The sequence below is a fragment of the Streptococcus sp. FSL E2-3488 genome (assembly GCF_038003585.1).
In the GTDB taxonomy this organism is placed as follows: domain Bacteria; phylum Bacillota; class Bacilli; order Lactobacillales; family Streptococcaceae; genus Streptococcus; species Streptococcus thermophilus.
Genome location: NZ_JBBOPL010000001.1, coordinates 1690664 through 1709508, shown reverse-complemented (window position 1 = coordinate 1709508; position 18845 = coordinate 1690664). Strand labels below are relative to the sequence as shown.

Below are 18845 nucleotides of genomic sequence, written 5' to 3'. Positions count from 1 at the left end.
TAGAAATAATAAGCAAGATGATCTATCCAATGAAAGTCCAGCTTAACAGTATTGAGAAAAGAAAGATTAGCCATTTCTTTTCTGTTTTGTTTAGAAGTGCTGGTAGGATGTCAATAATGATTGCTGGTAGACCCACAATCAAAGTCCAAAATGTCAAACCTAATCCCATGCTAGAATCGTCTCCAATAACTCCAAGTAAGAACCATCCAAGAGTCCAAAGGATAACTGGTATGGTAGCGATGGCTATCATGATGAGGTTTGTTTGAGATTTCTTTTCTGGCTTCTTCCAAGCCTCATTAAGAAGTGCTGTTTGTTTGTGGGAAGCTTGCATGAGCTTGTTAGGCAAAGGAATTTAAAGGCTTATTAGTAGTGTCTTGTATTGGATTTATTTGTTCTTGAAAGTTGGCTGTTGGAGCTTCTTGACCTATGTTAGGAGTTTGGAAAGTTTGTCTTTCATCGATACTAGAATCATCCAAGGATTCTTCAGTGACATCATAATTGTCAACATCATTTTTGACAGTTTCTACAGTCTCTGCTGATGGTTCAGGTTCTGTATGTTCAACAGTTTCTGAGTTTTGCGTCTTTTCTACAGTCTCTTTTTGTGAGAGTTTTTTTGTTGCTTTGACAGTTTGTTTGGGAGTTTCTCAGACAAATTCGCCTCGATTGGCTGCTTCAGCCATTTCTTGGATACTTGGATTACGTCCGTGGACTGCTTGGAAAAAATCAATCCAATCTTGTTGTTTCATATAGTTAAACTCCATTTGTTTCGATTATAAATTTTGATGCTTACAATTATAGCAATAGTGTAAGGGATATGCAATGGGAGTTGGATAGGACAGTTTATTTCTCTATAATCTTTTTGTCACTAAAGATGGGAAAGAGAAAGAAATAGGTTAAGATATAGACCACTAGAGGATATATCAGTGGATTATAGTCCCAGGCTCCTTGCCAATCTAGGTGTAAGAGTCTAACACTAGCGCGTGTCAGACCTGCGCTCCACCCCTTGAGTCCAAATGGTTTTAGGATAAGGTTGAGTGGTGTTGGGAGATGTAAAAGGTAGACTCCATAAATTGCCATTAAAACTAAGAGATATAATCTAAAAAAATGCTGGTGGTAGGCCCACAAGCGTGTGAAATAGTTTTTCATTACCCAATAACAGCAAAAAGTTTTTGAGCGTTTGATTGGCGAGTAGCATCCATGATGAGAAACCAGTCAACGATTGACCAGATACCACAACCACCACATGTCAAAAGTTTACCGATACCAAGACCAACTTGCCCCAACATAAAGCGGTCGATTCCAAGAGAACCACCAAAGAGTGAGATGACGAGCATCATCGTAGGATCTTGGAAGCTGATTGAGTAAAGCAGTGAAAGTTGCTGTTCAGGAAGTGCCTCAAGACGTTGGCGGATGTACTGAACTTGTTCTGTTGGGAAATACTTAGCGTTAATTGCTAGCCATTGATCGACCAGATTCATAATTAAATACTCCTAAAATTTTAAATTATACGTAAAGGATAACATAATGTAAAGGAGATTCAAGGTAGTCAAGGCTTTCGAAATCAATAAAAGCAACTTATTTGCAAGGTTCCGCTGTCTTATAACGAGAAGATCATTAGGATAATCCTTTCGCACTATGTTTGAGAGTGAGTTTGCTTTTATGATTTGTGATTTCTCAACACTTGTTCAAAACTTTCTGATTTAACCTTAACAGTGACTTTTTCGAGTGTTAAGGGGTGAGTGAAGCTAAGGGAGTGGGCGTGTAGCATGAGTCTAGATGCTGGCTGATGACTGTAAAGTGGGTCCCCCAGAATAGCATGACCGTGATGGGACAGATGCACACGAATTTGGTGAGTTCGGCCGGTTTTTAGTTGGCAGTTGACCAGACTGGCTCCTTCAAAGGTTTTGAGACGTGTGACGGTTGTATACGCACTCTGCCCTTTTCGAGGATCCACCACCCGTTTTCTACGATCGTGGCGGTCGCGTCCAATCTTGTCCTTATAAACAGTTTTCTTGGTCTGAAATTTACCTTCAGTCAATGCCCAGTATTGACGCTGAATCATCTTATCTTCTAAAAGCCGGTTAAGAATTGGCAGGATAAACGGATTTTTAGCGAAAAGCACAGCTCCACTAGTTTCCATATCTAGTCGATGAACGACGTAACAGGTTTGCCCACAATAAGCCGAAACATGGTTAAGAAGAGCGATTTCTGTGGGTTTATTGCCATGCGTCTTCATTCCTTCAGGCTTATTGACCACGATGATATGCGAATCCTCATAGAGAGGCTTTACCAAATTGGCATCTCCCATAGGGATAGTTTTATTAGGATAGTCCTCTGTGTCAAAGGTCAGGCTAATCCTATCACCTTCTTTAACAGGACTCTGCCAATTAATAGTTTCTCCATTGATAAGGACATGTTTTTTCGTGCGTAGGAAATGACGAATCTTACGAGGAATGAGGAGTTTGGTTTCTAGTAATTCTTTGACAGTTGTTGCAGGGTAGGGATTGATAATTTCTACGTGTAAAGTCATAGTTTCATTATATCATGAACGTTTAGAAGAGGACAGAACCTGTAAAAACTTGGTATAATAGGTTTATGACACTTTTTGATAATCTAAAAAACAAACTTTTTAAAGAAGAAACTAGCGGGAAGGGTAAGGAATCCCAGCCTGCTGGAAAATCGAAGGATTTACAAGATAGGATAAAAGGTCTTTTTGCCAAGAAGCCTGATGAAGTTGAACAAGCCGTTGAAGAACTTGACATGTCACGAGAAAGCCAAGAGACTTCACGTTACCAACGTTCTAAGCAAAAGAAACCTATTGACACGACCAAACCCTTAGGTAAGGTTCGGGCTTTCTTGAGCAAGTTCACTCTTTCGCCAAGAAATCCTATTCGCCGTTTCTGGCGTCGCTATCATATTGGTAAAATTCTCTTTATCTTGGTAGCCGTGTTGGTTCTGACAGTAGGCTCCTATCTCTTCTATATCGCTAAGACGACCAATGTCTCAGATCTTCAGGATGCCTTGAAGGCTACTACGGTTATCTATGACAAAGAAGGCAATCAAGCTGGTTCACTGTCAGGGCAAAAAGGGACCTATGTGGAGCTAGATGCTATTAGTGATAGCTTAGAAAATGCCGTCATTGCAACGGAGGATCGTACCTTTTACAAAAATAGTGGGATTAACGTCAAACGTTTCCTCCTAGCCATTGTTTCTATGGGCCGATTTGGTGGTGGTTCGACCATCACACAACAGTTGGCTAAAAATGCCTTTTTGACTCAGGAACAGACAGTAACTCGTAAGGCCAAGGAATTCTTTCTTTCTTTGGAACTAACCAAGAAATACAGCAAGCAAGAAATCCTTACCATGTATCTCAATAATGCCTACTTCGGAAACGGTGTTTGGGGTGTTGAAGACGCCAGCCAAAAATACTTTGGGACAAGTGCTGCCAATCTAACGGTGGATGAGGCAGCGACACTTGCAGGTATGCTTAAGGGACCTGAAATTTACAATCCGATTGATAATATCCAAAATGCAACCAACCGCCGAAACACTGTCCTTGCCAATATGGTAGATGATGAGAAGTTGAGTCAAGCTGATGCTGATAGTGCAGCTGGAGTTGATATGGCTAGTCGCTTGGTTGATACTTATCAAGGGACTGGTGATGACTATAGGTATCCGTCTTACTTTGATGCTGTCATTGAAGAAGCTACTAAGACTTATGGCTTGAGTGAGGATGAAATTGTTAAAAATGGCTACAAAATCTATACAGAGATGGATGCCAACTCACAGGCTAATATGCAGCAGACTTATGAAAATAGTTATCTCTTTCCCACGTCAGAAAGTGATGGTAGCACAGCCCAGTCAGCTAGTGTAGCACTTGATCCATCAACTGGAGCGGTTCGTGGTTTGGTAGGTCGTGTAGGTGGTACAGGTGATACAACCTTCCGTAATTTCAACTATGCGACCCAAGGGAAGCGTAGTCCTGGTTCGACAATCAAACCTTTGGTGGTTTATGCTCCAGCTCTGGCTTCAGGGTGGAGCATCAATAAGGACCTACCTAATACGCCAATTGATTACAATGGCTATACCCCAACCAACTATGGTGGTATTGAGACTGATGATGTGCCCATGTATCAAGCTTTGGCCAACTCTTACAATATTCCGGCAGTTTATCTCTTTAACCAAATCGGTATACAAAAAGGGATTAGTTACGGTCAGAAATTTGGTCTTAACTTTGATAATGTTCCAGAAGAATTAGGGATTGCACTCGGTGGTGGTGTGACAGCTAGTCCTCTACAAATGGCTCAGGCTTATGCGACCTTTGCCAATGGTGGGGAGATGAATACAGCTTATTTTATCACTAAAATTGAAAATGCTAGTGGTGATATCATTGCTACCCATAGTAAGAAGTCTAAACGTATTATCAGCCAGTCTGTAGCTAACCAGATGACTAGCATGATGCTCGGTACCTTCTCAAATGGTTCCGCTGTTAATGCCAACTACACGGGTTACACTATGGCAGGTAAGACAGGTACTGTTCAGGCCGAGTTTAACAAAGATTTGACCAGTGACCAGTGGGTAATTGGCTATACTCCTGATGTGGTTATAACGACTTGGATTGGTTTTGATAAGACTGACGAGAATCACTACTTAACAGGAGCAAGCTCAGGAACGGCTTCAACTATTTTCAGCTATATCGCTGCAGATGTTTTGCCAAATACACCAGGTAATGAGTTTACCGTTGAAAATGCCTATGCGGCTGATGGTCAAACCTTAGATTATACAGCAAATCCAAACGATTCACGTAATAGCAATAATAAGTCATGGACAGACAAGGCTTCAGACGTTGTCAATGATGTAAAAGATCAAGCAAGCAGCCTATGGGATAAGCTCTCAGACTCCTTCTCAGGTCTATTCAGATAGCTTGTCAATTAAGTTTAAAAGTGGTAAGATAAAAAGAACGGAGGCGTTATGGCACAGAAAAAAGCAAGCCTAGCGTGTGCAGATTGTGGGAACCGAAACTACTCGATTAGTGTTAGTAGCACTCCCAAACCAACACGACTAGAAGTGAACAAGTTTTGCAAAAATTGTAAAAAATATACCTTGCATAAAGAAACAAGATAGGAGACACCGTGAGACAAACCGGAAGTATTTTCAAAGTCTTGAAAGACACGACTTGGCCAGAGCGTAAACAACGCTGGCACGATTTTAGTTCAGTTCTTGAGTATACTGCATTCTTCACTGTCATCATCTATGCGTTTGATGAATTGTTGAGTCGCACTATGTCAGCACTGATTAACTTTTTCTAAAGAAAACATAAAAAGAGTGGGCATGCTTGCTCTTTTTTGTTATAATAAATGCAGATAAAAGCGAGAACAAGGGCCTCCAGGCTTTTTTATTACGCTTTGAATTAAAACATAGGCATTCATTTACATTTAACGCTTGCGCCTCGAATATTGATGGTCATGTTTAAATGTCATTTAGAACAAAGAAAGGAATCCTAAAATGCTAGATTCATTCGACAAGGGCTGGTTCGTCCTTCAAACGTATTCAGGATACGAAAATAAAGTTAAAGAAAATCTTTTGCAACGAGCTCAAACTTATAACATGCTTGAAAATATCTTGCGTGTTGAAATCCCAACTCAAACTGTCAATGTTGAGAAAAACGGTAAAGTTAAAGAAGTGGAAGAAAACCGCTTCCCTGGTTACGTTCTTGTTGAGATGGTAATGACAGACGAAGCATGGTTTGTTGTTCGTAATACTCCAAACGTTACTGGTTTCGTTGGTTCACACGGAAACCGTTCTAAACCAACACCACTTTTGGAAGAAGAAATCCGTCAAATCTTGATTTCAATGGGTCAAACAGTTGATGTCTTTGATACGAATATCAAGGTTGGTGACGTGGTTCAAATCATCGATGGTGCCTTTATGGGGCAAGAAGGCCGTGTTGTCGAAATTGAAAACAACAAGGTTAAAATCATGATTAACATGTTTGGTTCAGAAACAGCTGCTGAGCTTGAACTCTACCAAATCGCTGAACTTTAAAATAGTCAAAAAGGTTGGAACCAGGAGCTTCAACCTCGTAAGACTATCTCATTAAACATGGGGGAGAGACTAGAATCTAGATTTTTAAATTTAGTTCTGTGTCACTCCCTTTTTCTAACGGATGATGAATTATAAACAATTTTACGATAAGATTAGCGGTCCATTGCGTCCTTATGCTAAGGTCTTGGGAGGATTGAACAAGGCTATAACAAGGACTTTTTACCTGCTTTTTCCTATATTTCTTATTTTGGTTTGGCTGAGGCATGGCTGGTTTGTTCTTTTTACGACAGTGCTTATTATGGGAGAAGGCTTTTTTCTGCTTTCTCTTGGTCGTAGCCTTTATAATCGCCCACGCCCTTATCAGACCTGGGACATTCAGCCTCTTATTAAAAAGGATAGTCTTGGCAAGTCATTTCCTAGCCGTCATGTTTTTTCAGCAACGACCATTGCCATGTTTACCTTATTGTTTAATCCGTGGCTAGGTGGGACTATGCTTTTTCTCGCAGCAATTTTGGCTATCTTGCGCGTGCTAGGTGGTGTTCATTATCCTAGTGATGTTTTGGCAGGCTATGTCATTGGAATTCTTGTTGGCCTCCTTCTTTACCTTTAGAAATTTTTGGTCTTCTTCGAGAGAGGAGGGCTTTTTTCATTGAAAAAAGAAAAGGACCCTTTGGGGACCTTTTCTCTTGTTCTAAAATTCGAGTTGGCGATTAAAGGTTGTTCCCACCATTCGATATTGGCCTAGTTTAAAACATGCTCTATGATAGCTTGTGTTACTCCATGTTGATCATTTGAGGCAGTCACTAGATTTTCAGACTTCTTGACTCCCTCAGGTGCATTGACCATAGCAACTCCTAGGCTAGCCAGAGCGAGCATAGGACTATCGTTGAAATTATCACCAATAGTCATAATCTGTTCAAGAGGAATGTCATAATATTTGGCAACCTCAAGGAGAGCATGTTCTTTAGAAACGTGCTTGGCAGTGACTTCTAAGTAGTTATCTTTGGATAAGTAGAAGACTGTCTGTGGAAAACCCATGCTTAGGAGTTTTTGGTGGAGGTCCTGGATAAACTTCAGGCTCATCAATCAACAATAGCTTGTGGATAGAAGGCTTTGAATCTGAGACAGTGTCTTGGAGTTCCTTAATAATAGGAGATTCACCTGTGATACTTGCTTCCAACTGAGACCATTTGTTTAGTTGGTTGGTAATCCAATCCTTGCCAGAGTGGATATTCACAGAAACACTTGGATAGTCTGTGGATAAGTAGTTAATAAATATTCGAGTTTCGGATTTATCCACAGGATGTTCTATGATAGTACGATCATCCTCAAGTACTAGGCCCCGTTGTAGCAGGTGATAGGATTGTCATGAAGTCCTAGTTTATGAGCAATTGGTTGCATTCCTAGTGGAGAATGGACAGAAGCTAAAACAAAAGGTATCTTCGCCTTTTCAAGCTCTGGCATGACTTCAATCAGTTGATCATCTACCTGGTGGTTACTAGTGAGAATAGTCCCATCAATATCGCTGATAATCAAACGAATTTTACTAATAATCGCTATCCTTTCCATCATATAAGATTATTACTTTATCTTTAAGTGTTTCAACTATATCAGACTCAGGCTCCTTATCTGTAATCCAATAGTCAAAGTCCTCAAGTTTACCCAAGATATATTTGGAATGCTTTTCATATTTGTCAGATTCAGCAATAAGTATCTTAGTTCTAGTAGCTTGCAAGGCTAGCTGTTTGACGGCAACGTCTTCTTTATCTTCAAAGCTAACCAATCCTTGACTGAGACTAGCCACTCCAAAGAAGGCTAAGTCAAATTGTAGATGTTGCAAGATCTGTGCTTCGTGAATCGAGTAGTAGAAGCGGTTTTTAGTGTAGAATTTGCCTCCCAAGAGATGAAAATCAATCCCTTCCTTACCACTTAGGACCAAGGCATTATCCAAGGAGTGGGAGTAAACAGTGACGTTCTTAGTTAATTTTTGTGAAACTTCAAGCATCAAGGTAGAAACATCGAAAAAAAGTAGAGATTGTTCTTTGATGAAGCTAAGCGCCAGGTCTGCCATTTTTTTCTTATCTTCTGTGAGTCCTTTCTGACGTTCTTGGAAGCAAAGAACACTGGTGTTTTTAACTGGAAGAATACCGCCATGGGTACGTTGAGCCAGATTCCTCTGGCTGAGACAATAAAAATCTCTTCTGACAGTATCTTTGGAAACTCCTAATTCATCAACCATTTCTTTGACAGATAGGTTTCCTCGCTCTTCCAAGAGCATCAAAATTCTCTCAAATCGTTGTTCCTGATACATGAGTCACCTGCTTTCTGATATTAGTATAGTATCTTTTTACGTTTTTTGTATATAAAAATGCAAAAAAACGCAAACTAAGCCAGGTTCAAGTTACCTCGTAAACTTCTCTTACTATCTTTAAAAATCCTTCAAAAATGCTATAATAGAAGCATTACGAATATTGGAGAGAAACCATGAGTTTTTACAATCATAAAGAAATCGAGCCTAAGTGGCAAAAATACTGGGCTGACCATCATACATTTCAGACAGGAACAGATGCTTCAAAACCTAAGTTTTATGCGCTTGACATGTTCCCTTACCCATCTGGAGCGGGTCTTCACGTAGGACACCCAGAAGGCTACACAGCGACAGATATCCTTAGCCGTTTCAAGCGTGCCCAAGGCTATAACGTCCTTCACCCAATGGGATGGGATGCTTTTGGTTTGCCTGCAGAGCAATATGCTATGGATACTGGTAATGATCCAGCTGACTTTACAGCGGAAAATATTGCCAACTTCAAACGTCAAATCAACGCGCTTGGCTTCTCTTACGACTGGGATCGTGAAATCAACACAACAGATCCAAACTACTATAAGTGGACGCAGTGGATTTTCACCAAGCTTTACGAAAAAGGTTTGGCTTATGAGGCGGAAGTACCAGTAAACTGGGTTGAGGAACTAGGAACAGCTATCGCCAATGAAGAAGTCCTTCCGGACGGAACTTCTGAGCGTGGTGGCTATCCAGTTGTCCGTAAACCAATGCGCCAATGGATGCTTAAAATCACTGCTTATGCAGAGCGATTGCTCAATGACTTGGATGAGTTGGATTGGCCAGAGTCTATCAAGGACATGCAACGCAACTGGATTGGTAAATCAACTGGTGCCAATGTCACCTTCAAAGTGAAAGGTACTGACAAGGAATTCACCGTCTTTACGACACGTCCGGATACCCTTTTCGGTGCGACTTTCACTGTTTTGGCGCCTGAGCATGACTTAGTAGATGCTATCACAAGTCCTGAACAAGCTGAGGCTGTAGCTAACTACAAACACCAAGCTAGCCTTAAATCAGACTTGGCTCGTACCGACCTTGCCAAGGAAAAAACAGGGGTTTGGACTGGAGCTTATGCTATAAACCCTGTTAACGGTAGAGAAATTCCAATCTGGATTGCGGACTACGTTCTCGCTAGCTACGGAACAGGTGCAGTTATGGCCGTACCTGCTCACGATGAGCGTGACTGGGAATTTGCTAAACAGTTTGGTCTTCCAATCGTAGAAGTACTTGAAGGTGGCAACGTTGAAGAAGCAGCTTACACAGAAGACGGTCCTCATGTCAACTCTGACTTCTTGAACGGGCTTAACAAAGAAGAAGCTATTGCTAAAATTGTAGCTTGGTTGGAAGAAAAAGGCTTTGGTCAAGAAAAAATCACTTACCGTCTCCGCGACTGGCTCTTTAGCCGTCAACGTTACTGGGGTGAACCAATCCCAATCATTCATTGGGAAGATGGCACTTCAACAGCCGTTCCAGAAAGCGAATTGCCACTTGTCTTGCCAGTAACCAAGGACATCCGTCCTTCAGGTACTGGTGAAAGTCCATTGGCTAACTTGACAGACTGGCTTGAAGTGACTCGTGAAGATGGGGTCAAAGGTCGTCGTGAAACCAACACCATGCCACAATGGGCAGGTTCAAGCTGGTACTACCTTCGCTATATCGACCCACATAACACAGAAAAATTGGCAGATGAGGACCTCCTCAAACAATGGTTGCCAGTCGATATCTACGTGGGTGGTGCAGAACACGCCGTTCTTCACTTGCTTTACGCTCGTTTCTGGCACAAATTCCTCTATGACCTCGGTGTCGTTCCAACTAAAGAACCATTCCAAAAACTCTTTAACCAAGGAATGATCTTGGGAACAAGCTACCGTGACCACCGTGGTGCTCTTGTGGCGACTGACAAGGTTGAAAAACGTGATGGTTCCTTCTTCCATGTGGAAACAGGAGAAGAGTTGGAGCAAGCACCAGCCAAGATGTCTAAATCCCTCAAGAACGTGGTTAACCCAGACGATGTGGTGGAACAATATGGTGCTGATACCCTTCGTGTCTATGAAATGTTCATGGGACCACTCGATGCTTCTATCGCTTGGTCAGAAGAAGGCTTGGAGGGAAGTCGTAAATTCCTTGATCGTGTTTACCGTTTGATTACAAGTAAAGAAATCGTTGCGGAAAATAATGGTGGTCTTGACAAAGTTTATAACGAAACCGTTAAATCCGTCACTGAGCAAATTGAGTTGATGAAATTCAACACAGCCATTGCTCAACTCATGGTCTTTGTTAACGCGGCTAACAAGGAAGACAAACTCTATGTGGATTATGCCAAAGGCTTTGTCCAATTGATTGCCCCATTTGCACCTCACTTGGCAGAAGAACTCTGGCAAACTCTTACAGCAACAGGTGAGTCAATCTCTTATGTGGCTTGGCCAACTTGGGACGAAAGCAAATTAGTTGAAGACGAAATCGAAATCGTCGTCCAAATCAAAGGAAAAGTCCGTGCTAAACTCATGGTCGCTAAAGACCTTTCACGCGAAGAATTGCAAGAAGTGGCTCTGGCTGACGAAAAAGTCAAAGCAGAGATTGATGGCAAGGAAATCGTGAAAGTAATTGCGGTACCGAACAAGCTTGTGAACATTGTTGTGAAATAACCAATTTGTTTGCTGATTTGCAACCTTAAACAGTTCCCCAAACTGTTTGAGCTAACTAAACTCCATTTATATTGTTGTGGGATAAGAAATGAATCCTCTAGAGTTAGACTCTGGAGGATTTTTTACTCTTCTTGACAAGAAAACGATATTTTGTAATACCATTAACAAAAAGAAGGAAACTATGAATAAGAAAGAACTGCATAAGTTTAATAAATGTTTTAATAGCTTTGCTTTAGCCTTTGAACGGTTGAAAAAGGACCAGCATAGGAATAAGTATTGATAAATCAATCCACACTATTAATGAAGTCCGTTTGATTGACCTAATAGGTCGGAATCAGCCTGTGAATCTAGTGAAATTATCTGGGTTGCTTGAAGTATCAAGGAGTGCCGTCACTCAGAGTGTTAGACGTTTAATCAAGAAAAACCTCGTTTCTTTTGAATTTGCACAGGATAATGAAAAAAATAAATATCTGATATTATCTAAAAAAGGGGTTGAGGTTTTTAACATCCATAAAGAGCAGCAAGAACATATTGAAAAAGCCATTTTTTCAATTTTAAGAAACTATAGTGAGGAGGACCTTCAAATGGTTATGAAACTGCTGGATGATGTTGAACAGGTGTGGCGAGAATTACCGTGGAAAAAATCACGGTAATTTTAAAACCATATTGTTAATCATATTAACAAAAAGAGGAAGATATGAATATGCAAATTGAACTTATCTCAGCGTCTGAGTTAGCAGATGAATCTTTTAATATTGTCATCAATGACTTAAAACCAATAGAAACATAGCGAGTCGAAATGTTTCTATCTGATTATTATTGTATCAATCCTCCCATGCGTTTAGCTCATGATGTTTTATGGAAATCAACAGCGACTTTTGTATCAGATACGAATGGTATTATTAATATCTCACAAACCCCATCTTGTTCTGGTTCGTATGAAGGTATTTCAACAATGGGACTATTTTTTAATGCCAAGCCCTTGACCAATAAGAGAAAGAAACTTCCAAACTCTCTTTCTAAAATTCCCTTATTAGATCATTTTTTTGTGGGAATCAAAATTATGCAAGGAAATACTGTCATTGCAGAGAGAACTTTCACAAGACATTATATGAGTTCGCAAATTAGTCATCAAGATATTTACGGGAAACATTTTCAAGGGAGACTCTTTTATGATAAAAAGGCAATCAAAACACCAAGCATTGATTATTGTGAGCGGTAGTGAAGGAAGGATTGAAAAGGCACAGAATATAGCTCAGCTTCTCTCTTCTAGAGGTTATATTTGTTTAGCAATTGCCTACTTTGGTTTAGAGAGGTTGCCAAAACATTTGAAACGTATTCCTTTAGAGTGCCTTGTGGAGGCAAAGAGTTATCTATGTCAGTACCCTCAAGTAGATAGTGAAAGAATTGGAATCTATGGACGGTCTAAAGGAGCAGAGTTAGTTTTAGCTGAGGAGAGCATTTTTAATGACGTTCAATGCTTGGTACTAAATTCCCCCTCTGATGTGGTGTATGAAGGAATAATAGGGAAATGGAACTCTCATACTTCTTATTGGACGCATTTGCAAAAAGAACTTCCCTATCAAAAGTTTCGATTTAGAGATTATTTGTTCAGTAAACTTTTTAGAAAAGATTTCCCTAAAGATTGCTCTGCTAGGATAGATATTGGTCAAATGCATTCACCAATCTTGTTGCTCGAAAGTACCGTTGATGAAATATGGGATGCTTCGTCAGCAATTGATGATATTGTCTCACATTATAAAGGACACTACATTACATTTAAAAAATATCATGAAACAGGTCACATGTTGACGGTGGCTTATCAACCAAATCATCGTTATCGAAAAGATTGGCGTTTACTGATGAAAGAGAGTGAGGATTTTTGGTTGGCTACGATTCATTTTTTTGATAGGCATTTGAAAAAGCAATAAAAGAAGATTATAAATATGCTATAATAGTCCCAACTAAGATAAAAACACAGTTCTGGTTGGTAAGTCCATACACGTAGACGAGCCTATCAGTAACCTAAGGATATGAATAGAAATGAAGAGTAGTCCATCAAGGCTACTCTTTTTCGTCAAAAGAACCATTAGAAAAATCGGAAAATCCAAACAATATTTAACTTTCTGAAATGTGGAGACAATTGCTCAAAAATGCTATAATAGTCAGCATAAACAAGCTATTAATAACAAAAAATAAGTACCTATTCGATTGGAGGAAATCCTTGTATAAAGATGATAGTTTAACCTTGCACACGGACTTGTATCAAATCAATATGATGCAGGTCTACTTCAACCAAGGTATTCACAATAAAAAGGCCGTTTTTGAAGTTTATTTCCGTCAACTTCCGTTTAAAAATGGCTTTGCTGTGTTCGCAGGTCTGGAGCGTATTGTCAACTATCTTGAAAATCTGACTTTTTCAGAAACTGATATTGCTTATCTGAAGGATTTAGGCTATCCGAAGGATTTTCTGGACTATCTGGCCAATCTAAAACTCGAGTTGACTATTAATTCAGCCCTTGAGGGTGATTTGGTATTTGCTAATGAACCGATTTTTCAAGTGGAAGGTCCCTTGGCTCAGTGTCAGTTAGTAGAGACTGCCCTACTGAATATCCTTAATTACCAGATTCTTATTGCGACTAAGGCAGCTCGTATTCGTTCTGTTATTGAGGATGCTCCTCTGTTGGAATTTGGGACACGTCGTGCCCAAGAGATGGATGCAGCAATATGGGGGACGCGTGCAGCCGTGATTGGTGGTGCTGACGCAACTTCAAATGTACGTGCAGGTAAGATTTTCGGTATTCCTGTTTCAGGTACTCATGCCCATGCCCTTGTTCAAGCTTATGGAAACGATTATGATGCCTTTAAAGCCTATGCATCTACTCATAAAGACTGCATATTTCTTGTGGATACCTATGATACCCTTAAGATTGGTGTTCCAAATGCTATCCGTGTGGCTAAAGAGCTAGGTGATAAGATCAACTTCTTGGGTGTTCGTCTTGATTCAGGTGACTTGGCTTATCTGTCTAAGCAGGTCCGTAAGCAACTAGATGCGGCTGGTTTCCCTGATGCTAAGATTTACGCTTCAAATGACCTTGATGAAAATACCATTCTTAACTTGAAAATGCAGAAGGCCAAGATTGATGTTTGGGGTGTTGGTACTAATCTTATCACAGCCTATGATCAACCAGCCTTGGGTGCGGTCTACAAAATTGTCTCAATCGAGAATGATCGGGGAGTCATGCAGGATACCATCAAGTTGTCCAACAACGCTGAGAAGGTTTCGACACCAGGTAAGAAGCAAGTGTGGCGTATTACGAGCCGTGCTAAGGGGAAATCAGAAGGTGACTATATCACCTTCGCAGACACGGATGTTAATGCTTTAGAAGAAATTAACATGTTCCACCCGACTTACACCTACATTAACAAGACTGTCCGCGATTTTGATGCGGTGCCACTTTTGGTCCCAATCTACGACAAGGGGCAACTAATCTATGATTTGCCAAGTCTTGATGAAATCAAGAACTATGCGACTAAGAAATTGGATGAGCTTTGGAATGAGTACAAGCGCGTTCTTAACCCCCAAGATTATCCAGTTGACTTGGCCAAAGATGTCTGGGATCACAAGATGACCTTGATTGATAATATGCGTAAGAAAGCCCATGACTTGTCAGAGTAAAAGGAGAAAATATGACTTTGCAAGAAACTATTATTGCTCAACTAGGAGTTAAACCTAGCATTAATCCGAAGGAAGAGATTCGAAAATCCGTTGATTTTTTGAAGGCCTACATGATCAAACATCCATTCCTTAAAACATATGTTTTAGGGATTTCAGGAGGTCAGGATTCTACATTGGCTGGTCGTCTTGCGCAACTTGCAGTTGAAGAACTTCGTGCAGAGACAGAAAAAGACTATCAGTTTATCGCTATTCGTTTACCATATGGAGTTCAAGCAGATGAAGACGATGCCCAACGTGCCCTAGCTTTTATCAAGCCAGATGTAAGTCTTACGATTAACATTAAAGAAGCTGTTGATGGTCAGGTTGCTGAACTGGCCAAGGCAGGTGTAAACGTATCTGACTTTAATAAGGGAAATATCAAGGCCCGCCAACGTATGATAACCCAATATGCGGTTGCTGGTGAAAATAGTGGAGCAGTTATTGGGACAGACCACGCCGCTGAAAACCTTACAGGGTTCTTCACAAAATTTGGTGATGGTGGTGCGGATATCCTGCCACTCTTTCGTCTAAACAAGCGTCAAGGCGCTGCCCTTCTTGCAGAGCTTGGTGCTGATAAAGCCCTTTATGAAAAAGTACCAACAGCTGACCTGGAAGAAGATAAACCAGGAATTGCTGACGAAGTGGCATTGGGAGTGACCTATCATGAGATTGATGATTACCTTGAAGGCAAGGAAGTATCAGCCAAAGCTCAGGAAACGATTGAGACTTGGTGGCGTAAAGGTCAACACAAACGTCACTTGCCAATCACCATTTTTGATGATTTTTGGAAATAATAAGAGAAATGATTTATGATTAAAGCTTATATTGATTTTTGGAAGCGTGCCTTTGATTTTAGTGGACGTTCGACACGCCCAGACTACTGGTGGGTTTACTTGATTAATGTCATCATTAGTACTATCCTTGTAGTAGGTTTTGTTCTCATTCCTTTCTTCAGTAATGTGTCTCATAACCCAGCGATATTAAATGACTCAACTGAAATACAAAAAATGATTTTGAAATATATGTCACCAATAATGATTTTTGGATTGATCATATTAATTCCACAACTGTCCCTTCAATTTCGTCGTTTGCGAGATGCAGGTATTCATCCGGCTTGGGGGCTTCTAAGTTGTATAGGGCTTGTACCAATCTTGACTTTCTTCTCATTCATTGGAAGTATTGTACTCATTGTCATGTCATGTCAGCCAACTAAACCAGCACCTGAAACGCTTTTTGATAAAGTTGAATAAGATTGTCGTACCCCTAGGTTTAACCTAGGGGTATTTTTAAATTGAATTTTCAGAAATTAGTGATAAAATAGATAGTAATAAGTCTTAAAAGGAGGAATCTTATGACTTCACTATCAACAGATTTCACAGAAAAACTATTTGCAGATTATGAGGCCAATGCCAAGTATGGCGCTATTGAAAATGCAGTAACCCATAACGGCTTGCTTAAATCTATCGAGACACGTCAATCAGAAGTGGAAAATGATTTTGTTTTCTCAATTGATTTGACTAAAGATGAGGTGTCTAACCAAAAAGCTTCAGGTCGTTGCTGGATGTTTGCGGCCCTTAATACTTTCCGCCATAAATTGATTTCAGACTTCAAATTGGAAAGTTTCGAGCTTTCTCAAGCCCACACATTTTTCTGGGATAAATATGAAAAATCAAACTGGTTCTTGGAACAAATTATTGCTACAGCAGATCAAGAAATTGGTAGTCGTAAGGTTAAATTCCTTTTGGATACCCCTCAACAAGATGGTGGACAATGGGATATGGTCGTATCACTCTTTGAAAAATATGGTGTTGTACCAAAATCAGTATATCCAGAATCTGTAGCTTCAAGCAATAGTCGTGAGCTTAATCAATACCTTAATAAACTCCTTCGTCAAGATGCCCAAATCTTGCGCGATTTGATTGCCAGTGGTGCTGATCAGGCTGCTGTTCAAGCTAAAAAGGAGGAGTTCCTTCAAGAAATCTTCAATTATCTTGCCATGACCCTTGGCTTGCCACCACGTCAGTTTGATTTTGCCTATCGAGATAAAGATGATAACTATCGATCTGAGAAGGGTATCACGCCACGGGCCTTCTTTGAAAAATATGTTGGCCTTAAACTCAGCGACTATGTATCAGTTATCAACGCTCCAACAGCTGATAAACCTTACGGAAAATCTTACACGGTTGAGATGTTGGGAAATGTTGTAGGTGCGCCAAGTGTTCGTTATATTAACCTGCCAATGGACCGATTCAAAGAGCTTGCTATTGCACAGATGAAGGCAGGAGAGAGTGTATGGTTTGGTTCAGATGTTGGTCAGGTTTCGGACCGTCAAAAAGGTATTCTTGCAACTAATGTTTACGACTTTACAGCTAGCATGGATATTAACTGGACTCAAGACAAGGCTGGACGTTTAGACTACAGTGAATCTCTCATGACCCATGCCATGGTATTGACAGGTGTTGATCTGGATGCTGATGGTAAACCAATTAAATGGAAGATTGAAAACTCTTGGGGAGATAAGGTTGGACAAAAGGGGTACTTTGTTGCTTCTGATGCTTGGATGGATGAATATACATATCAAATCGTTGTTCGCAAAGATTTCCTTACAGCTGAAGAGTTGGCTGCCTATGAAGCAGATCCACAAGTGCTTGCGCCTTGGGACCCAATGGGATCTCTTGCTTCAAAATAAGAGGATATTTCAAAAACACTGGATAGAATTGGCTCTTTGTCAACTGTAGTGGGTGACGAAAAGCTAACATCTAGAGAGGACCGGATAGGTCCTCTTTTTATGTATGTTCAGTGTGATGAAGACACGTTTCTTAAAGTTGATGAAGTTTCTAAAACCGAAGCCCAAGCGTTTAATGTCTTTAATTAACTTATTAGTCGCTTCAAGTTTTGCGTTTGAATAGTCTGTTTCTAGTGCATTTTGGATGTATTGCTTGTGTCTAAGAAAAGTCCTAAAGACCGTTTGAAAATAGTGATTGACCTTGCTTCTATTTTCCTCTATCAGGTCAAAGAACTCACCTACTCTCTTCTCCTGAAAGTGAAAAAGCAAAAGCTGATAAAGTGTATAGTAGTCAGTAAGCTCTTTTGAAAAGACTAGTGTCTTCTTAACAACTTCATGTGGTGCTAAAGTTTGGCGGAAAGTCTTTGAATAGAAAGAGTTGAGAGATAACTTACAGCTGTCCTTTTGGAAGAGTCGCCAGTGATTTTTCAAGGCTCGATAGGGTAGTGACTTCTTATCGAACTGGTTCATAATTGCAATTCTAGTCTTTAAAAAGGCACGTCCAAGGTGCTGGATGATGTGGAAACGATCAAGAACGATTTTTGCGTTTGGAAAGAGCTTGCGAGCCAGTGGAATATAAGCTCCAGACATATCCATCGTGATAAACTGTACCTGTTGCCGGACTTTCAATGGATACTTCAAAAAGTAGTTTCGTATAGTAGTTTGGCGGCGATTATCAAGGATGGTTATGAGTTGGTTTGTCTCATAATTCTGCGCCACAAAAGCCAATTCCCCTTTCTTGAACCCAAACTCATCCCAGGACATAACAGCAGGGAGTTTGTCATAATGTTCCTTGAAAGTGAACTGATCAAGCTTACGATAGACAGTGGACGTCGACACGCGAAGTCTTCTTGCAATATCAGTTAGTGACACCTTCTCAGTTAGAAGCTGTGTAACTTTTTGTCGGACTAGATTGGAGATTTGGCAGTTTTTCTCAACGATAGATGTCTCAGCTACCGTGACTCTTCTACAACTTTTACACTGGAAACGACGTTTTTTCAGACGTAGTAGAGTTGGCGTTCCCGCTTGCTCGAGAAGAGGGATTTTAGAAGGCTTTTGAAAGTCGTACTTGATCATCTTTCCATGGCAGTGAGGACATGATGGTGCAGGGTAATCGAGTTTTGCTTGAATCTCGATATGAGTATCAGTTTCAAAAACAAGTGAAATCTTGATATTTTGGTCTTTAATTCCGATTAATTCTGTGGTATTCTTAATAGGTCTCATAAGTTCTTCCTAATGGTAGTTTTGTCACTTTTCATTATAGTTCTTATGGGACTTTTAGTGTACACTCAAAAAGCTCTATAATCTCTA

General features: G+C 40.3%; 15 protein-coding genes and 4 pseudogenes. 12 read left to right on the top strand and 7 right to left on the bottom strand.

The window, feature by feature from the left end; genetic code table 11:
• Positions 1-22 precede the first annotated feature (22 nt).
• The 4 genes from MHH90_RS08790 to MHH90_RS08775 form a co-directional block, all read right to left on the bottom strand.
• Complete coding sequence (locus tag MHH90_RS08790) at positions 23-331, bottom strand: hypothetical protein (protein WP_011680689.1); 309 nt, start codon at positions 329-331, stop codon at positions 23-25.
• A gap of 509 nt (positions 332-840) precedes the next feature.
• Positions 841-1146 (bottom strand): DUF2752 domain-containing protein, encoded by a 306-nt coding sequence (locus MHH90_RS08785; protein WP_014621114.1) that lies wholly within the window; start codon positions 1144-1146, stop codon positions 841-843.
• Positions 1146-1478: a TM2 domain-containing protein gene (locus MHH90_RS08780; RefSeq protein ID WP_011680691.1), complete on the bottom strand. Its 333-nt coding sequence runs from the start codon at positions 1476-1478 to the stop codon at positions 1146-1148. The genes MHH90_RS08785 and MHH90_RS08780 overlap by 1 nt, the downstream gene beginning before the upstream one ends.
• A gap of 179 nt (positions 1479-1657) precedes the next feature.
• Positions 1658-2530 carry an RluA family pseudouridine synthase gene (locus MHH90_RS08775; RefSeq protein ID WP_014607922.1) on the bottom strand — a complete coding sequence of 291 codons (873 nt, stop codon included), beginning with the start codon at positions 2528-2530 and terminating at the stop codon, positions 1658-1660.
• A gap of 65 nt (positions 2531-2595) precedes the next feature.
• On the opposite strand from MHH90_RS08775, the gene pbp2a reads away from it, so the two are divergent.
• From pbp2a to MHH90_RS08750, 5 genes are all read left to right on the top strand, one after another.
• A complete protein-coding gene (gene pbp2a, locus MHH90_RS08770) occupies positions 2596-4923 on the top strand; it encodes a penicillin-binding protein PBP2A (protein WP_014607923.1) in 2328 nt (775 codons plus the stop codon).
• Between the two features lie 48 nt (positions 4924-4971).
• Entirely contained in the window at positions 4972-5124 is a 153-nt protein-coding gene (gene rpmG, locus MHH90_RS08765) for a 50S ribosomal protein L33 (protein ID WP_002946904.1), read from the top strand.
• An 8-nt stretch (positions 5125-5132) separates the two neighbouring features.
• Positions 5133-5309 carry a preprotein translocase subunit SecE gene (gene secE / locus MHH90_RS08760; protein WP_011680694.1) on the top strand — a complete coding sequence of 59 codons (177 nt, stop codon included), beginning with the start codon at positions 5133-5135 and terminating at the stop codon, positions 5307-5309.
• Between the two features lie 196 nt (positions 5310-5505).
• A complete protein-coding gene (nusG, locus tag MHH90_RS08755; RefSeq protein WP_002883644.1) occupies positions 5506-6045 on the top strand; it encodes a transcription termination/antitermination protein NusG in 540 nt (179 codons plus the stop codon).
• Positions 6046-6166: 121 nt separating this feature from the next.
• On the top strand, positions 6167-6655 hold the full coding sequence (locus MHH90_RS08750) for a phosphatase PAP2 family protein (protein WP_340725893.1): 489 nt from the start codon (positions 6167-6169) through the stop codon (positions 6653-6655).
• 131 nt (positions 6656-6786) lie between these two features.
• On the opposite strand, the pseudogene MHH90_RS08745 reads toward MHH90_RS08750, so the two are convergent.
• A pseudogene (locus tag MHH90_RS08745) lies at positions 6787-7617 on the bottom strand (Cof-type HAD-IIB family hydrolase).
• Complete coding sequence (locus MHH90_RS08740; RefSeq protein ID WP_014607925.1) at positions 7592-8356, bottom strand: DeoR/GlpR family DNA-binding transcription regulator; 765 nt, start codon at positions 8354-8356, stop codon at positions 7592-7594. The pseudogene MHH90_RS08745 and the gene MHH90_RS08740 overlap by 26 nt, the downstream one beginning before the upstream one ends.
• 173 nt (positions 8357-8529) lie before the next feature.
• Here MHH90_RS08740 and leuS point away from each other — a divergent pair, with 173 nt between their 5' ends.
• The 7 genes and pseudogenes from leuS (at position 8530) to pepC (ending at position 17438) form a co-directional block, all read left to right on the top strand.
• Positions 8530-11031 carry a leucine--tRNA ligase gene (leuS, locus tag MHH90_RS08735; protein WP_340725892.1) on the top strand — a complete coding sequence of 834 codons (2502 nt, stop codon included), beginning with the start codon at positions 8530-8532 and terminating at the stop codon, positions 11029-11031.
• 181 nt (positions 11032-11212) lie between these two features.
• Positions 11213-11684, top strand: a pseudogene (locus MHH90_RS08730) (MarR family winged helix-turn-helix transcriptional regulator).
• Between the two features lie 44 nt (positions 11685-11728).
• Positions 11729-12962 (top strand): annotated as a pseudogene (locus MHH90_RS08725) (acyl-CoA thioesterase/BAAT N-terminal domain-containing protein).
• A 293-nt stretch (positions 12963-13255) separates the two neighbouring features.
• Entirely contained in the window at positions 13256-14710 is a 1455-nt protein-coding gene (locus MHH90_RS08720) for a nicotinate phosphoribosyltransferase (RefSeq protein ID WP_024704170.1), read from the top strand.
• A gap of 11 nt (positions 14711-14721) precedes the next feature.
• A complete protein-coding gene (nadE, locus tag MHH90_RS08715) occupies positions 14722-15543 on the top strand; it encodes an ammonia-dependent NAD(+) synthetase (RefSeq protein WP_002949400.1) in 822 nt (273 codons plus the stop codon).
• A gap of 15 nt (positions 15544-15558) precedes the next feature.
• Positions 15559-15999 carry a DUF805 domain-containing protein gene (locus MHH90_RS08710; protein ID WP_011225416.1) on the top strand — a complete coding sequence of 147 codons (441 nt, stop codon included), beginning with the start codon at positions 15559-15561 and terminating at the stop codon, positions 15997-15999.
• Between the two features lie 101 nt (positions 16000-16100).
• Positions 16101-17438, top strand: a complete 1338-nt coding sequence (gene pepC, locus MHH90_RS08705) for an aminopeptidase C (RefSeq protein ID WP_014607929.1) — start codon at positions 16101-16103, stop codon at positions 17436-17438.
• A gap of 70 nt (positions 17439-17508) precedes the next feature.
• Here pepC and MHH90_RS08700 read toward each other — a convergent pair.
• A pseudogene (locus MHH90_RS08700) lies at positions 17509-18758 on the bottom strand (ISL3 family transposase).
• Positions 18759-18845: the final 87 nt, after the last annotated feature.

Bases quoted from the DNA above. Each gene is read 5' to 3' on its own strand.
- MHH90_RS08790 (WP_011680689.1), bottom strand. From the start codon at position 331: ATGCAAGCTTCCCACAAACAAACAGCACTTCTTAATGAGGCTTGGAAG.
- MHH90_RS08785 (WP_014621114.1), bottom strand. From the start codon at position 1,146: ATGAAAAACTATTTCACACGCTTGTGGGCCTACCACCAGCATTTTTTT.
- MHH90_RS08780 (WP_011680691.1), bottom strand. From the start codon at position 1,478: ATGAATCTGGTCGATCAATGGCTAGCAATTAACGCTAAGTATTTCCCA.
- MHH90_RS08775 (WP_014607922.1), bottom strand. From the start codon at position 2,530: ATGACTTTACACGTAGAAATTATCAATCCCTACCCTGCAACAACTGTC.
- pbp2a (WP_014607923.1), top strand. From the start codon at position 2,596: ATGACACTTTTTGATAATCTAAAAAACAAACTTTTTAAAGAAGAAACT.
- rpmG (WP_002946904.1), top strand. From the start codon at position 4,972: ATGGCACAGAAAAAAGCAAGCCTAGCGTGTGCAGATTGTGGGAACCGA.
- nusG (WP_002883644.1), top strand. From the start codon at position 5,506: ATGCTAGATTCATTCGACAAGGGCTGGTTCGTCCTTCAAACGTATTCA.
- MHH90_RS08750 (WP_340725893.1), top strand. From the start codon at position 6,167: ATGATGAATTATAAACAATTTTACGATAAGATTAGCGGTCCATTGCGT.
- MHH90_RS08740 (WP_014607925.1), bottom strand. From the start codon at position 8,356: ATGTATCAGGAACAACGATTTGAGAGAATTTTGATGCTCTTGGAAGAG.
- leuS (WP_340725892.1), top strand. From the start codon at position 8,530: ATGAGTTTTTACAATCATAAAGAAATCGAGCCTAAGTGGCAAAAATAC.
- nadE (WP_002949400.1), top strand. From the start codon at position 14,722: ATGACTTTGCAAGAAACTATTATTGCTCAACTAGGAGTTAAACCTAGC.
- MHH90_RS08710 (WP_011225416.1), top strand. From the start codon at position 15,559: ATGATTAAAGCTTATATTGATTTTTGGAAGCGTGCCTTTGATTTTAGT.
- pepC (WP_014607929.1), top strand. From the start codon at position 16,101: ATGACTTCACTATCAACAGATTTCACAGAAAAACTATTTGCAGATTAT.